This is a genomic window from Hymenobacter negativus (genome assembly GCF_017571495.1).
GTDB classification, from domain to species: domain Bacteria; phylum Bacteroidota; class Bacteroidia; order Cytophagales; family Hymenobacteraceae; genus Hymenobacter; species Hymenobacter negativus.
The window spans coordinates 512,054-526,117 of record NZ_JAGETZ010000002.1; the positions used below are offsets into that span (position 1 = coordinate 512,054).

Annotated in this window: 15 protein-coding genes; 5 read left to right on the forward strand and 10 right to left on the reverse strand. The window is 58.5% G+C overall.

Annotated elements, in window-relative coordinates:
* Positions 1-86 precede the first annotated feature (86 nt).
* A complete protein-coding gene (locus tag J4E00_RS06335) occupies positions 87-1,253 on the reverse strand; it encodes a serine protease (RefSeq protein WP_208174272.1) in 1,167 nt (388 codons plus the stop codon).
* Positions 1,254-1,335: 82 nt separating this feature from the next.
* Entirely contained in the window at positions 1,336-1,938 is a 603-nt protein-coding gene (locus J4E00_RS06340) for an RNA polymerase sigma factor (protein ID WP_208174273.1), read from the reverse strand.
* 136 nt (positions 1,939-2,074) lie between these two features.
* Here J4E00_RS06340 and J4E00_RS06345 point away from each other — a divergent pair, with 136 nt between their 5' ends.
* Positions 2,075-2,296: a hypothetical protein gene (locus J4E00_RS06345; RefSeq protein WP_208174274.1), complete on the forward strand. Its 222-nt coding sequence runs from the start codon at positions 2,075-2,077 to the stop codon at positions 2,294-2,296.
* A 113-nt stretch (positions 2,297-2,409) separates the two neighbouring features.
* On the opposite strand, the gene J4E00_RS06350 is transcribed toward J4E00_RS06345, so the two are convergent.
* The 3 genes from J4E00_RS06350 to J4E00_RS06360 form a co-directional block, all read right to left on the reverse strand.
* Complete coding sequence (locus J4E00_RS06350; RefSeq protein WP_208174275.1) at positions 2,410-3,450, reverse strand: 5-methylcytosine restriction system specificity protein McrC; 1,041 nt, start codon at positions 3,448-3,450, stop codon at positions 2,410-2,412.
* A 334-nt stretch (positions 3,451-3,784) separates the two neighbouring features.
* The gene (locus J4E00_RS06355) at positions 3,785-5,080 is read right to left on the reverse strand and encodes an AAA family ATPase (RefSeq protein WP_208174276.1); all 1,296 of its coding nucleotides are present in this window, start codon (positions 5,078-5,080) and stop codon (positions 3,785-3,787) included.
* 132 nt (positions 5,081-5,212) lie between these two features.
* Positions 5,213-6,061 (reverse strand): hypothetical protein, encoded by an 849-nt coding sequence (locus tag J4E00_RS06360; RefSeq protein WP_208174277.1) that lies wholly within the window; start codon positions 6,059-6,061, stop codon positions 5,213-5,215.
* A gap of 155 nt (positions 6,062-6,216) precedes the next feature.
* Here J4E00_RS06360 and J4E00_RS06365 point away from each other — a divergent pair, with 155 nt between their 5' ends.
* The gene (locus tag J4E00_RS06365; RefSeq protein WP_208174278.1) at positions 6,217-7,194 is read left to right on the forward strand and encodes an isopenicillin N synthase family dioxygenase; all 978 of its coding nucleotides are present in this window, start codon (positions 6,217-6,219) and stop codon (positions 7,192-7,194) included.
* A gap of 136 nt (positions 7,195-7,330) precedes the next feature.
* Positions 7,331-8,620, forward strand: coding sequence for a chromate efflux transporter (gene chrA / locus J4E00_RS06370; protein ID WP_208174279.1), 1,290 nt, complete (start codon positions 7,331-7,333; stop codon positions 8,618-8,620).
* 238 nt (positions 8,621-8,858) lie between these two features.
* Here chrA and J4E00_RS06375 read toward each other — a convergent pair whose 3' ends face one another.
* The 4 genes from J4E00_RS06375 to J4E00_RS06385 all read right to left on the reverse strand — a co-directional run bounded on the left by J4E00_RS06375 (position 8,859) and on the right by J4E00_RS06385 (position 11,640).
* Positions 8,859-9,125 (reverse strand): hypothetical protein, encoded by a 267-nt coding sequence (locus J4E00_RS06375; RefSeq protein WP_208174280.1) that lies wholly within the window; start codon positions 9,123-9,125, stop codon positions 8,859-8,861.
* A gap of 27 nt (positions 9,126-9,152) precedes the next feature.
* Entirely contained in the window at positions 9,153-9,278 is a 126-nt protein-coding gene (locus J4E00_RS29800; RefSeq protein WP_262898387.1) for a hypothetical protein, read from the reverse strand.
* 395 nt (positions 9,279-9,673) lie between these two features.
* Positions 9,674-11,026: a lysophospholipid acyltransferase family protein gene (locus J4E00_RS06380; RefSeq protein ID WP_208174281.1), complete on the reverse strand. Its 1,353-nt coding sequence runs from the start codon at positions 11,024-11,026 to the stop codon at positions 9,674-9,676.
* A 107-nt stretch (positions 11,027-11,133) separates the two neighbouring features.
* Complete coding sequence (locus J4E00_RS06385; protein ID WP_208174282.1) at positions 11,134-11,640, reverse strand: DUF6799 domain-containing protein; 507 nt, start codon at positions 11,638-11,640, stop codon at positions 11,134-11,136.
* A 253-nt stretch (positions 11,641-11,893) separates the two neighbouring features.
* Between J4E00_RS06385 and J4E00_RS06390 the strand changes: the two genes are divergently transcribed.
* Positions 11,894-12,823, forward strand: a complete 930-nt coding sequence (locus J4E00_RS06390; protein WP_208174283.1) for a DnaJ C-terminal domain-containing protein — start codon at positions 11,894-11,896, stop codon at positions 12,821-12,823.
* A gap of 16 nt (positions 12,824-12,839) precedes the next feature.
* The gene (locus J4E00_RS06395; protein ID WP_208174284.1) at positions 12,840-13,160 is read left to right on the forward strand and encodes a hypothetical protein; all 321 of its coding nucleotides are present in this window, start codon (positions 12,840-12,842) and stop codon (positions 13,158-13,160) included.
* Between the two features lie 72 nt (positions 13,161-13,232).
* Here the strand turns inward: J4E00_RS06395 and J4E00_RS06400 are convergent, their stop codons facing one another.
* Positions 13,233-13,979 carry a ZIP family metal transporter gene (locus J4E00_RS06400; RefSeq protein ID WP_208174285.1) on the reverse strand — a complete coding sequence of 249 codons (747 nt, stop codon included), beginning with the start codon at positions 13,977-13,979 and terminating at the stop codon, positions 13,233-13,235.
* Between the last annotated feature and the right edge of the window lie 85 nt (positions 13,980-14,064).

Below are 14,064 nucleotides of genomic sequence, written 5' to 3' on the forward strand. Positions count from 1 at the left end.
AGAAAGTTATTACACCACAAAGGCCCGTTCCAATAAAGAAACAGGCCTTTGCGTAATAGAAGAAGTCGCCACGAAGGCGTTAATTCCTATTCAAACACCTTTACTACGAACACGTAGTCCTGGAGCTTTTTCAGCTGCTGGGGCCGCCCGGTGCCGGCCAACTGGCCAAAGCGTGGCAGGTGGTAAGGGTAAGTAGCCGCCGACTTAGCTGCCGCGAGCGAATCGACCAGATGCACCAGATAAGACGACTTGGTAGCAAAAGCCGCACTCTGCGCATCGTTCTGTCGGCCGCTCACCACCCCAATCAGGTTGCCACGCTCGTCCATGAGCGGGCCACCGGAGTTGCCGGGGTTCACCGGGATGCTCACCTGATAGAAAGCGGTGTCGCCTTCGAAGCCCGAGCGGGCACTCAGCGAGCCTTCACCATATACTACGTCCTCGCGCGGATAGCCCAGCGTGTACACCCGCTCGCCTAAATCGGCCTGGCCAGATTTGATGGCATAAGGCAAACGGCCGAAGCCAGTAAACTTCTTATCGGTAATGCGCAGAATAGCAAGGTCATGCTTGACGTCGGAGTATACCGGCTCGGCGTGGTACCGCTGGTGGTTGCGTCCCTCAATCAGCACGGAATCAGCATCCTGAATAACGTGGTAGCTCGTCACAATATAGCCTTCCGAAGTAAGGGCAAAGCCTGTCCCGCTGAACTTGCTCACCGGTGCCAGTGGCGGCACGTTGACGTCGATGCGCTTGATGGTGTTGTTAAGCGCCTTCTGATTTTGCTTGAGGTTGTTTATCTCGCGACGCAGTGCCTGATAACCTGCGGGAATCGGGAGGTGATTGGTGCGCCAGATGTCCAGAGCCAGCAGAGTGGCAAACACGGCCATTACGGCTACCGAGGCGGCCACACCCACCGTGGCGCGGTGTCCGCTCCAGAACTCACGCAGCTTGCGCTCGGTGCGTGAAATGCGCAGCATCGGGTTTACGGTGTGGGTGAGCTTGGTTCCGGGCAGGGCAACTTCTTCCGGCGCATCGGCGGCCAGCATGGCGGCGTGGATGCTGCGGAGCTGCTGGCGGGTTTGCTGGCGCTGGCCATAGGCGCGTAGCGTGCCGGTCATCTCAGTAAAATCGGCGTACCGCAGGGCTAGCGCCGGGTCGGCCGCCAGGCGCGCTTCCAGGTTGGCGCGGGCCGGTCCGGCCAGCTCCCCTTGAGCGTAAGATTCAAATAAGGCGTAGTAATCTGCTTCGGTCATCATGGGTAAAGGCCGCGGGGTGGGAGACACGCGGCGGCAAGCGAATGGGCGTTTCTGCGGGCCAAACGCTCGCAGCTAATGGGTATTAGATAGGCTCTTCTTTATAGTGAGTGAAAAATAATTTTTTTAGACGCACAAGGCACTTATACTTTTGATTTTTAGCATTGTCGGCATTGGTATAACCGAATTCCGCTGTCAAATCCTGCATCGACTTATCGAGCAGGTAGAAACCTTCTAAAAGCGAACGACAAGGCTCCCCTAAGTGGTTCAGGGCCTCGCTCATGGTGGCGAAACGGCGGTCCTGTTCCTCGGCGGCAAGCAGGTCGTCCTCGGCACCGGTGTTTAGGTACACGCCGTGCTCTTCGTCATCCAGCAAGCGCACGCCGAAGCGGCTTTTGCTGGTCAACCGTTTGAGCCACAGCCGGCGGCACACAGCGTACAGGTAGGTTTTGATTTGGCAGCTGAGCTCCAGGGAGCCGTCGCGGACCTTTTCATAAAACACCATCACGCCTTCCTGGTACACGTCCTGGGCGTCGTCCTCAGTGCCGCTGTTTTGCAGCACGAAGTGCGATACCATGGGCCAGTGCAGCCGATAGAGGTGGGCCAGCGCCCGCTCATCGCCGCCACGAATGGCCGCAATCAGCGCGTCGTCGGTGGGAGTTAAAACGGAGGAATTTCCTCTGCTCATTCACTTTGGGGGTTAATACAAACGCGGGCTGCAAGTAACCCAACGAAAAAATATTTTTCTTAACCGGGTTACCTTCTCAGAAACCCGGGATAAAGGGCGTTTTTAAGTTAACCCATTTTCAAAATTACCCCCAAAGATGAAAAATCTGTTTAAAGCTGCTGCCCTTGGCCTGTTCCTCACCGCTGGTTTGACTTCGTGCGGCGAAAAGAAGACCGAAGAAACCACTACCACGGTTGAGCAGCCTGCTGCTGGTGCCGAAACCACCACGACTACTACCACCGACAGCACTGCTATGGCTGCTCCCGCTGCTGATGCAACGGCTGCTCCTGCTGCTGATACCACTGCTGCTGCCAAGTAATTAGCCGCTGGCCCTTGGCCAGCGCTTTACTTCGTATCTCAGAAAAAGAGGCCCGGATTTTCCTGATGGAGAATCCGGGCCTCTTTTTTGTGCCCGTAATATCTGTGAAGGCATTAGTCAATCAAGCGCAGTAAGTCGGCGGCAATACCAGCCCAGGGTTGGTGCAGGTTGAGTGTAACAACGCGTACGGGATGCCCACCCAGCATGTAGCGCAAGTCCACCGCCTGCGTGGCGGCCGGATAGAGCAGAATACCTTCCAGTGCCTGACCGGCGATGGGGTGCTGGTTTTGCAGGTAGGCGTAGAGCTGGTAGAGGTGCGGCGCAATGAGCCGCTGCCGGTCGTAGCGCGGGCGCAGGGCTGCGGCGTAATATTTGGTATCGAGGATGATTTTTCGGTCGGGCGCGTCGAGGGTTGTGTCTGTGAGCATGGTGGGTAGCAGGGCCAGGTCGTCGGGTTGGTGGGCCTCTGCTTGCCAGGCAATGGTTTCGGCATACACGCGGTAGTGACGTTGCTCGCGCCGAAAGAAATTGCGCGTGAATTGCTCAAACAGCCGCGCCATCAATATTTCATCGCGCTGGAAATCGGTGAAGCGGCTACGGCCGCTTGCTGTGGGCTCGGGCAGGGCCATAAGCCAGACCAGCTCGCACACATGCAGCAGGAAGGCCGATTGACCATCCGGTCGCTGCCGCCGCAGCTCCCGAAAGGTGGCAGCCGTGGGCGATGGCATATTGACTGCCGTTAGTACAGTCGGAAACCGTTGGCGTACCTGGCTCAGTTCGCGCCGCAACGCCAGCGGCAACGCAGCAGCCCGGTTCAGCACGGCCAGCGTTTGGACGATGAGGTAGTGCAAAGGCGATTCAACGCCCAACTCGTCGAAGGTGCAAATGGCCCGGCCTTGGCCCATTAGGCCTCGTCCCAGCGTAGGCGCCAGTTCTACCCGGCCGCGCAGGCTGCCTAATTCCGCCTCTTGGGTTGCGAAAGTGCGCGGCAATCCATTACGTAGCAAGCGCCGAGTGCCGTGCAGCAGCACCTGCGCCAGCAGCCCCAGCGGCCGATGAAAAGGCGTTGCCTCAGTGGCTTGTAGCACCGCCGGTTCGGGCAGCCGGTTCCAGGCGTAGCAGAGGAAATAGTAGAGGGTGGGGAGCGGTATCACAGGCCCGGTGTTGATTTCCTAAACAGTATTAATTCTGCTGCTGCCCTTCTATCTGACTCAGGATGTAAAGGCCCAAAGGAGAATAAAAGGCAAGCCTAATAAAGCAATGTACAGCGCTGTTTTAGAGATGCGCTGCTGATATACGAACCATGCATATGCATTGTAGATTCCTAAAAACAAAAGGACGATTAGGACAAGTAAGCCCGCTACATCACTGTTTTCATCGAGCAGAATAACCTTTGTCAGCCACCCGAGAACAGACAGATTGAGCAGTAGAATGCAGCCCTTCCGAAAACCGAGTATAAGATTCTTTGCAATCATAAAGGATGGAAAGCTAAGCCAATAGCTTACGCAGCTGCGTAGCGGCCGTAGCAGGCTGCTCGCGCCAGTAATCAGCCAGCAGCGGCCCGATTTCCTGCTCCATGATGGCCCGGAGCCATGTGGCAGCCTGCTGCGGCTGCACCGGTGGCTGACAGAAATAACTGTGGCCGATTTCAAAATCAGGGCCTAACTCGGGGTCGTCGGCAATGGTTTGGTTAAGGGCTTGCATGCGGGCACAAAGCTGCTCAATGAGGGCATACGGGACTTGCCGTGACTTAAGAAAGCGTTGCAGCGGCGAACCAAATTGCGGCCCCAGTGCCACAAAGGCAAAGCGACGGCGCAGGGCATAATCCAGCGGGCTCAGCGAGCGGTCGGCTAGGTTGAGGGTGCCGATGACGTATAGGTTATCCGGCACGAAGAACCGTGGGGCATCCGGTGGGGCGTAGGGTAGGCGCAGGGCATGTGCCGGCCCGCGTTTGTCGGCTTCGAGTAACAGCAGCAGCTCGCCAAAGATGCGTGGGATATTGCCCCGGTTCACTTCATCGATGAGCAGGAAGTAGGGCCGGCCAGGGTCCGCAGCGGCGCGCTGGCAAAGAAGCGGCAGCACGCCGCGCACGAGGTGAAAGCGGCCCTCGGCATCGGGTCGGAAGCCGAGCATGAAGTCCTCGTAGCCATAGCTGGGGTGAAATTGCACCAGCTCGATGTGGCGCTCATCCTGCGCGCCCAGCATGAGCCAGGCCAACCGACGTGCCAGAAAGGTTTTGCCGGTGCCGGGCGGGCCTTGCAATAGCAGGTTGCGCCGACGTTCCAGACCTGCCAAGGTGGCTTCCAACTCCGTTTCGGTGATGAAAAGCTCGGCCAGTGCATCGGCCCGGGTGTAGGCGGGCGCAGTATAAGGGGCACTTGGCTCGGCTGCTTTTGTGGGTACTGTAAGTGGTGGTCCGGTATCTTTTGCCAAACCTGTGTACAAGTCTTCGGCCTGTTGGTGGGCTATTTCCTCCCCGTCGGGGCCAGAGCCGGAGGTAAGCACCGGCCGCTTGGTGCTGATGGTGAAATCTAGGCTTTCCAGCAAGGCATTGGTCGGTGCGCCGGCCGGCCGGGGCCAGTGCGCCGCGGCGTTGCCGGTGGCCAGACGGTAGGCTAGCTCGGCCACGGCGCGGGGTGGGTAGCGGCGGCCCCGGTACACCAGTTCATACACCGTGCTGGGCGGCAGGGTGTGGCCTTCGCGGGCTATCTGGCGCAGGGCCCGCAGTACCTGCTCACGGGTGAGCAGAGGAGGGATGGTAGCAGCGGTGGGGGCAGCGGACATGGCGGGAAGGTAGCGCTACAGCAACAAACGGCCATAACTAAAAAAGTCCCCCGGCCGGGCCGGGAGACTTTTTTGGATAACTTAATAATAACGCAAAAGCCACGGCTTCAGGCTGAAGCAGCCGCACCATACTTAGGGCGTTACAGTGAATTTACGCGTTACCGAGTTGTACGGGCCGGCAATCAGGTTGGCGCTGCTGTCTACCAGCTCGAGTTTCACGGTGTTTTCGCCGGCGGGCAGGCCTTCCATCATGTAGGGCATCCAGCGGTCGAGCATGAACTCGGTGCCGTTGATGGTGGCCCGGACGCGGTTTCCACCTGGCTCTAGCGTGGTATTCACCAAGTAGAAATCCAGCATGATGCGTTTGGCATCGGCACCGGCGTAAGTGTCTTTCGGGCGGCTATAGAACAGGTTCGGGGCTTTTACGTCGATGATGGGCGTGGCCGGGGGCGGTGTGTTGCCCACGTTGATAACGCGCAGGTCGTAGGCACCGCGGTGCTTCAGGCTTTCGTGGTAGGAGCGCGACAGGAACGACAGCACCACGTGCTGGCCGTCAGGAATAGGCTTGGTGAAGCTGGTCTCGTAGTGCGCCGTGTAGGGCTCGTTGTCCACGATGTTATGGATGTGCTGGCCTTTCATCGAATTAGCCATTTCGGCCATGTGCGGACCACCGCTCATTTTGGTGAGCTGGAAGTTGGTGACCAGGTAATTGAACGGTGCGTCGCCGCTGGGGACCGTCGAGTTGGCGATGGGAGACCGGAGCTGCATCTGTGCCTCCGGAAATTTGGGGGAGTCGCCGAAGGGCGTCAAACGAATGCCATTCGACTCCATGCTTTCGCCGCTGGTGGAAGTGCTGCTGGTGGAAGCACCGTTGGCCCCAGCAGTAGCGCTAACATCGGTAGCCGGCTTGCTTGTTTCGCAGCTTGCCAGCAAGGCCAGCATAGCGGTGGTGCTGCAAAGCAGCCAGAGGGGGCGTTTCATAGACTGAAGACTCAAAAAAAGTGGTAGTAATTTATTTTAATAGTAGCTTGGAGCGATGCCGCTTACGGCGCAGAACCGGTGCGGGGTTTTGATTAACTTGCGGCGTTACCCACCACGTGGAGCTTACGCAGCCCCAAAGTAAACTCAAATTTCCCATGCAAGACCAACTTCTTGAACACATTCCCTCGCTTGACCTCGCCGATTTCCGTTCCGGCGACCCCGAGCGCAAGGCTCGTTTTGTGCAGCAGCTCGGCGAAGCCTACCAAAACATCGGGTTCATCGCCCTGAAAAACCATGGGCTGAACGATGAGCAAACTAAGCAGCTTTATGCCGATGTGCAGGCTTTTTTTCAATTGCCCGACGAGGCAAAGCAGCGCTATGAGAACCCGGAGTTGGCCGGCCAGCGGGGCTACATCAGCAAGGGCAAGGAGCACGCCAAGGGCCGCAACACCGGTGACCTGAAAGAGTTTTACCACGTGGGCCAGGAGGTGGAAGACGAAACCGACCCCATCAAAAATGACTACCCGGCCAATATCTGGCCTGAGGAAGTACCGGGCTTTCAAAAGAGCACCTTCACGGCCTATCGTACGCTGGAAAATGCTGGTCAGGATGTGCTGCGTGCCATTGCCCTCTACCTGCACCTGCCCGAAAACTACTTCGATGATAAAGTGAAGCACGGCAACAGCATTTTGCGCCCCATTCACTACTTCCCCATCGAAGACCCGGATGCTGTGCCCGCCGACGCCGTGCGTGCTGCCGAACACGGCGACATCAACCTGATTACGCTGCTGATGGGCGCCAGCGCCGACGGCCTGCAAGTGAAACGCCGCGATGGCAAGTGGATTCCCATCACGGCCCTGCCCGACCAGATTGTGGTGAACGTGGGCGACATGCTCCAGCGCCTCACCAACGGCGTGCTGAAATCCACCATCCACCGCGTGGTGAACCCGGCCCGCGAAAAAATGAACACCTCGCGCTACAGCATTCCGTTCTTCATGCACCCGCGCTCCGAAATGAGCCTGGCCGCCCTGGAACACTGCGTGACTCCCGACAACCCCAAGAAGGAAGCCGACATTACGGCCGGTGAGTTCCTGAACGAGCGACTCATTGAATTGGGCTTGAAAAAGAAGTAGCGTGTCAGAACGATAAATTATAGAACGTCATGCTGCGCGCAGCCGAAGCATCTCGCGTGCAGCAGTAGCCAATTACTTGTGCAGCAGAGATGCTTCGGCTGCGCGCAGCATGACGTTCTGTTTCATGGCCGTTCCAATGCCAACTTCCGCCCCGCATCCGCCCACGCCGGTTTCGCTCACGCCGCCCCCGCGGCGCTCGGGCAAGCGGACGCGGCGCGTGCGGGGCATTATTTTTCTGAAGGATGTGGCCGTGCTGGCGCTCACGGCTTTTGGAGGACCACAGGCGCACTTGGCCATGTTCTTCCGGCTGCTGGTAGAGAAGCGCCGCTACATCAGCGCGGCCGAGCTGCTGGAGTTGCAGGCGCTATGTGCTCTGCTGCCGGGGCCCACTTCTACGCAAACCATCACCGTTATCGGGTTTCGGCTGGGTGGACCAAACCTGGCCTACCTCACCCTGCTGGTCTGGATGGTGCCTTCCGTGACGCTGATGACCCTGGCCGCGCTCACCCTCAGCTACCTCGACCCAGCGCGGGTATCGGCACTGGTGCAGTTTGTGCAGCCGGTTGCGGTGGGTTTCGTTGCTTTTTCAGCGTACAAGATTTCGGAGAAGGTTATCCACACCAAAACTTCGGTGGGGCTAATGGTGGCAGCGGCCATGCTGGCTTACTTCTTCCAACTCCCCTGGATGCTGCCGCTGCTGCTGCTGGCCGGCGGGGCGGTTACCACGGTGCGCTACCGCAAGCATGCCATCATTCAGGAGAAGAAGCCATTGCGCGTGGAATGGGCCAACTTTGTCCTGTGGTTTGGCATTCTGGCGGGGGCGGCCGTGCTAGGGCACTATACCAAACTGCTGCCCGTGCGCCTGTTCGAGAACTTTTACCGCAACGGTTCCCTGGTTTTTGGGGGCGGGCAGGTGCTTGCCCCGCTGCTGTACGCTGAGTTTGTTGAGTTTAAGAAGTACCTCACGGGGCCGGAGTTTCTGTCTGGGCTGGGGTTGGTGCAAGCTATGCCAGGACCTAATTTTTCGATTGCAGCCTACATCGGCGCGCTGGCCATGCGGCCGGCTGGTGGGGTCAGCATGCAGGTGCTGGGGGCCTTGGTGGGCGTAGCGGGTATTTTCCTGCCGGGGACGCTGCTTATCTTCTTCGTTATCCGGTTCTGGGACCGGTTGCGACAATACCGAGTGGTGCAGGCCTCACTCGAAGGCGTGAATGCTGTGAGCGCCGGGCTAGTGTGCGCCGCCACCTTTTTACTCTATCATCCGCTGCCTTACCGCCTGCTGGACTTGCCGTTTCACCTCGGCCCCATCGATACGCTGCCACTGAACCCGCTGCTGGTGGGCGTCACGTTCCTGCTGCTGCTATGGGAAAAGGTGCCCAGCGTGGTGATAATCGTAGTAGCGCTAATAGCCGGGGCGCTCGTTTAAATTGACGTGCCTATTGTCATCCTTGGCATGTGCCAATCAGTTGCATAACCAAAACAATCCTCCAAAACAGACGTTCCAGAGGGCTGTGATTCAGCTACTGGTGTTTAACTGCCAGCTAGTTGCAGGAGGAGAATGTTTTAGTAGGGTCCGCCAGGGTGCTGGCCCAGGTTGGGGTGAAGCCGTCGGTGAGGCTAGCGAAGTTGGGATGAGAAACCGTGATGTTGATTGATTCCAGGGACTACTTCCAATCAGCTGGGATGAGAATACCGTTGGGATAGGTTTTGCCGCTCGTCGAAGTCCAGGTATCGCGGTGCGAAACCCCGTAGATGTACAGGTCATACACCGGTGTAATGGTGCCCGGATACATAGTGGAAATGAAGGGCTCGTAGGGCACAGCTGGGTTGTAGACAAAGCTGCTGTTAGTGGTCAGCGTAACCGATTTCTTCACGAAAGGCGTGCAAGTGCCCGCTGCCACGTTGAGGAAATTGCCTGGGAACGAAACCATGTCGTTTTCGAAGACCGTGACATAATACTAGGTGCCATCGTTGGTGTAGGAGTCGGCACCAAAAATGCCGGTAACACCCATCATCGAAATCTTAAAGCGGAACTCGCGGCTAAAGGAAGCACCACGAGCGGTAAGCATGAAGTCGATATTCATTTCTGCCGACGACTTGGTGATGGCCGACTGCACCACGAGGTCGTTGTAGTCACTGTCGTTGTTGCTTCATAAAAAATGCGCTGTGCTGACTGCCCGCTGCTACGCTGGTTGCGGCTTCGCCATTCACCTCTGTCTCGGCCCAAAAGCTGGCCATTGAGAAGACCCACGACACGTTGGGGTTGGTCAATGATAAGCAGGACGAATATTTCAACGAAAACCGATACTGTTAGGCACTGCTAAGGTGCTCTACTGCTTGGGAACAAGCAACATCGACATTACTGGAGTCAAGTTGCTCAACTTTGCCAAGCTCGCCAATGAGCGATAGACTGAAAACCGAAACGTAATGCTTGGGCTACGCTCGTTATAATGTTCTACTTCCTCTCAATTCCACCGCCTCACCGCGCCGTGAGGTAGGCCGTGCGTGCTTCCTCTAACTCGGCTACTAGCGCGGCCCGTTGCCGAAGCAGGCCCTTACCCACGGCCGGAGCGCGGCGGAACAGCCGGGCCGCCCGGAGCCGCCGCAGCCGGTCGGAAAGGCTGTTCCAATAGCCCAGCGCATAGAAGCCCGTGAAAGGCAGGCTAAGTACGTACAGTGCCGTCAGCCGCCAGTCGTGCGTGAGCCAGTGCTGCACGGCCGCAACTTGGAGCGTGTAGGCCAGCGGAAAAGTTATCATGCCCACCACCAGCATGATGGGAGCCACAAATTCCGCCTCCTTGGTAGCCCGCTTGGCCACGGCCGAGGGCAGGATGTAGGGCAGGTAATTGTTCAACACCCCGTAAAGCCAAATCGGCGCCCCCAAAAACAGATTGACCAGCCCCGCAACGCTTCCCCGCCGCTGGCCGTCCAGCGCCCGGTCGCTGAGGCCATAGCGCTGCAAGTCGGCCAGATAGGTTTGGAACTGCTCACGGGCGGTAGTGAGGCGTTCCGGAAAATGCTGCTCGGCCCAAGGCAAGGCCTGAAGCAGGGTACGGCTCAGTTGGAAGTTGTCGTAGAGCGTATTGGGGTCGTCGTCGGGGTTGAGGTGGTCGCCGAACACCCGCTCAATCTGCTGCACAAAGGTGTCTTCGGCTGCATCGCGGGTGATAACTAGGCGGTGCTCCAACGCCACCCGAATGACTTCGGTGAGCTGGTCGGCGGCCTCGTCTGGGTCTTGGGCATAGGCGGCGGCGTAGTCGGCCACCACAATGGGCGGAGCTACATTCAGCAGCACATCCGAACGGAACTTGCTAGGGTCGAAGTAATTGGTGGCCACCGGGACCACCAGTAGTCCCAACGTGAAATTGTGCCGAGCCTCGGCTCCCAGCGCAATGCGGGCGGCTCCAGTTTTGAGGGGGCGCAGCCGGCGCTCGCTCACGCTAGTTCCTTCCGGAAAAATCATGATGGTGCCGCCCTTATCCAAGTAGTCATAGCAGCGCCCGAAGGTGGCCTCGTTCTGGGCTGCCCGCTGCTCGTTGCTTTGCGGGCCGGGGCCGGCATCCTGCGCCCGGTATATGGGAATGGAGTTGCCCGACTCCATGATGGCCCGCACAATGGGGTTCTTGAAAAACGTGCTCTTGGCCAGAAAGGCGATGGGCTGACGGCGATTTACAGCCGCGAGCAGCGGGTCCATGAGGGTGTTGGGGTGGTTACCGGCCAGCAGTAGCGGGCCCGGCAGTTGCAGCCGCTCGGGGTGCCGCACCTCAATGCGGCGGAAAAAGACCCGCAGCGCTACCTGCACCAGCGGTTTCATTACGGTATAGAAGAGCATGGGCGGGAATACGTAATGGCCCGAAGATAGGCTGCCGCCCCGCAACGCAAAGCGCCGCCCCACCCAAAGGCAGAGCGGCGCATGCCACCCAGCAAAGCCGGCCGGGGCTATTTCTTCCTCTTGCGCTTCTCCGCTTTCTCCTTGGCTTTGGCCTTTTCCTCCTCGCGCTTGGCCTTCGCCTTGTCCTTTTTCGCTTTTTCCTCCTCCATCTTTTTGCGCTTGCCGGGGTATTTCGCGTCGAAAAGCTGGACCTTGGCAATGCTGTCGGCATCGGCAATAGCCCGGCGGGTCGTCACGCGGCCCGAGAGCGAAACGTGGTCACCTTCGGCAATCTGGGTAGCCGTTCCATCGGTGGCCGTTACCAGGCCGGCGGGCGTGATGACGGTGCCATTGATGAGTTTCTTATCGGCCGTAATGGGATTGCTGATGCCCAGTTCGGTGAGCACCACACGGCCTTTCACCATCGACAGGCCATCCTTGGTACCTTCAACCGCAGAGGCAGCCACACGGGGCTTGGGCTGCACGCGGCCCGGACGAGCAGTTTGGGCTTGTGTTACAATGCTGCCCAGCAGGAAAACGCCCAGCAGACTCCGGAATAGAGGAGAGGATTTCATGTTAAAGTTAAAAATAGGGTGGTGGGATAAGGGGTGGTAATCTCTTTGATGATGCAAGTTAAGGCATTATTTGATAACATTCAGGACTGGAAATGCTTGGTGAGTGCAAAATCCATATTTCTCTTTGAGGCCTTCGTGAATCTTAGCCAACAGGCCCCGCGTATGAGCATTATTCAACTTTGATGCCGTAAATCGGGTTCCTCTCAAAGGGCCGGTGATACGGCGTCGGCCGGTTTCTGCTACCTTTCCACTCATGGAATACAAAGACTATTACAAATCCCTGGGGGTGGACAAAAACGCCACACCTGAGCAAATCAAGAAGGCCTACCGCAAGCTGGCCCGCCAGCACCACCCCGACGTGAACCCCAACGACAAGGGCGCGGAGCAAAAATTTAAGGAAATCAACGAGGCCAATGAAGTCCTCAGTGACCCCGAAAAGCGGAAGAAATACGACCAGTTCGGGGCCGACTGGCAGCGCTATCAGCAGCAGCCCGGTGGCGGGGCCGGCCGCAGCGGCCAGCCGGGCGGGGGCTTCGACTGGAGCCAGTACACCCAGGGCCAAGGCGGCGGTTTCGGGAGTGGCTTTGGTGAGGGTGAGGACTTTTCCGACTTCTTCGGTTCTCTTTTCGGCAACATGGGGGGCGGGGGGCGCACCAGCCGCCCCGGTGCTGGCCAGGATTACCAGGCTGAGCTGGAACTGAGCCTAGAAGAAGCCTACCAGGGCGGCCCGCGCACCATCACCGTCAATGGCAAAAACCTGCGCCTCACCATTGCGCCCGGCGTAGCCGATGGCCAGACCATTCGCCTGCGCGACCAAGGCGGTCCCGGCCGCAACGGCGGGCCCAATGGGGCGCTACTCATCACTTTCCGCATCCGGCCCGATGCCCGCTACGTTCGCACCGGCGACGACCTTACCCAAGACGTGCCCGTAAGCATCTACAAAGCACTGCTCGGCGGCGAGCAAACTGTAGAAACACTCAGCGGGCCCGTCAAAATCAAGCTTAAGCCCGAAACAGCTAACGGCACCCGTCTGCGTCTGCGCGGTAAGGGCTTTCCCGTCTATAAAAAAGAAGGCCAGTTCGGCGACCTCTACCTGCGCTTAAACCTGGCGCTGCCCCAAAATCTTACCGACCAGGAGAAAGGGTTGTTTGAACAATTAGCGGCCCTCCGCCCCGACGCTTAACCCATCGTTTTTAGCTATGGAAACGCTCACCCTCACTTTCCAGGAATGCACCATCCGCTACGGCCTGGCCCCCACAGCGCTGCACGATTTCCTGCAGGCCGGCCTGCTCCGCGCCGCGCCTGCTCCCGAAACCGTCATCATCGATGAACCCGACGACCTGCCCCGCCTGGCACGCCTGCACCATGAGTTGGGACTGTCGCCGGAAGCACTCGACATTATTCTGGCTATGCGCCAGCGCCTCGTGCGCCTGCAAGCCACATTAACCCGCGAAACAGCCCGCGCCCGCCAATTGGAAAACTTCCTGCGAGGAAGCAGCGCCTTGGAGGATTTTGGCTGAAAGGAGCCATTGGACAGGAAATCAGGAACGTCATGCTGAGCGCAGCCGAAGCATGACGTTCTTTTGCTTGGCTCATGCTACTGCCAGCGCCAGTAGTAGCCCCGCTAGTGTAGCCACCAATTTAGGCCAGTTGAGCCGATGCTCCGGGCTGGTTTCGAAGAGAATAGTGGTGGAAACGTGTAGAAAATTGCCGGCCACCAGACCCAGCAGTGCGGCGTACCAACCACTGCTCAGTAGCTGCGACAGTACCACGTAGTTGCTCACGATGATGCCCACCGGCGAAGCCAAGGCAAAAATCAACAGCCCCGGCCACACCCGCCGGAAGCTGCCCAGCCGCAGCCGCAACAACGTAGCCAGCGCGAATGCCGCTGGCATGTGATGCAGTGCCACGCCCACCACAATGGCGTAGAAGTTCTGGCTGACCTGCCCCACTTCCGGCGTGCGTACCAGGATGCTGCCTTCTAGGAAGGAATGCACCACCAAAGCTCCCAGCAGCAGAAACGGCACCCGGCCGGGCGCATCGTGTCTGTGGCCGGCCTCGTGGTGCACATGCCCATGCTCCACACCCTGCGAGAGCACTTCCAGCAGCAATTGCCCAAAGAAGCCCGCCAGCACCCAATAGCCCACCCGGGTGGGATGCTCGGGCAGTAGCTGCAAGGCCTCGGGCAGAATGTGCGTAACAGTGAGCGTGAATAAATACGCTCCGCTGAATGCCAGCAGCGGCTTCAGCCACCGGCCGCCCTGTGCCACCGGCACCCAGGCTGCCGCCGCGCCCGCACCCAGCACGGTCAGCAGCAGCAAGAAAATAGCAAAGCCCATACAGTAAATCAGTGAGGAGTGATGAAGCCGAAACCCACAGGTAATGTTTCAGCCCGCAGACTGATTAAGCCCTGCGCACTCCTAA